This window comes from Candidatus Aquicultor secundus (assembly GCF_002791875.1).
GTDB classification, from domain to species: domain Bacteria; phylum Actinomycetota; class Aquicultoria; order Aquicultorales; family Aquicultoraceae; genus Aquicultor_A; species Aquicultor_A secundus.
The window spans coordinates 1-1,201 of record NZ_PFNG01000251.1 but is presented as its reverse complement, the minus strand read 5'-3'; the positions used below and the strand labels follow the sequence as shown (position 1 = coordinate 1,201).

The window sequence follows — 1,201 nt, the reverse complement described above, 5'->3', positions numbered from 1 at the left end:
CCGCATCCAGTTGCCCGCGCGTACCGAGAATTACTACGTGATCGGCTTGCTCGAGTACGGTCGTTGCCGTCGGCGACGTGTTAAATTCCCCCGACCTCTTTTTAATTGCAAGGATTACCGCCCCGGTGCGCTTACGTATATCCGTCTCCGCCAGCGTTTTCCCCCTACATTTCGATGTGCTGCTGACCGCCAACTCTTCAAGCCGGTATTCCAGGTCGTCGCCAAACGTAACGACATCGAGGTAGTCCGATACCAACGGTCGTACAAGTATGGATGCCATTCGTTTGCCGCCAATTATACTCGGTGAGACCACCCTGTTTGCACCCGCGCGAATCAACTTTTCTCTTGATTCGGCCAGAATGCTGCGGGCGACGATATCGATCTTCGGGTTTAGTACACGCGCGGTCAGGGTGACGAAGACGTTATCCGCATCGTTGTCGACGGCAGCCACCAAGCCGCTTGCCCGTTCGACCCCCGCTTTCAACAAAATCTCGTCGCTTGAGGCATCGCCTTCAATACACAAGAAGCCCCGGTCGCGGCACTCCTGCACCCTGCCGGGGTTATTCTCTATGATCACGAACGGCGAATGTGACGCCCTGAACTCATCTGCAACGTTCTCGCCGACCCTGCCGTAACCGCATAAGATATAGTGATTTTCCAGTGTTCTTATTTCTCTCTCCACTCTTCTCTCCGTTAATATGCCTGATAGATGCCCTTCAATCATGAATTCCGCTATCGATACAAAAAGGTAAAACGCTATCCCCACACCCGCAAAAACAAGAAGCATCGTAAAGAACTGCCCTGTGACATCAAGAGGATGAACTTCACGATACCCGACCGTCGTTATCGTTATAACGGTCATGTAAGCGGCATCCGTAAACGACCAGCCCTCAATCACCATGTATCCTGTAATTCCTAGTGCTACGACCAGTGCAAAAAGGGCAAATGTAAGCCGTAACCGTCTTAATAAGTCCACACAGCGCCAACCCCCGATCTAGATAATAGAAAATTGAGAATAGAAAATAGATTCTATTCAATATGCATTATACGCAAAATGCGCATCCCAATCATATAATGTTGCGATGGCTCGATAGCCGATAGTTTGAAGATTCTCTATCTATGCCAAAGCTCCTGCATATTTGAGCGGGCAAAGCTCAAAAATTGCTATTAAGTTCACTATTTCAACAACGTCCCCTTTCCA

1 protein-coding gene is annotated in these 1,201 nt (G+C 49.5%); it reads right to left on the bottom strand.

Annotated elements, in window-relative coordinates; translation table 11 throughout:
* On the bottom strand, positions 1–976 hold a 976-nt coding region (locus COY37_RS10670; protein WP_286977545.1), incomplete at its 3' end, for a potassium channel family protein.
* Between the last annotated feature and the right edge of the window lie 225 nt (positions 977–1,201).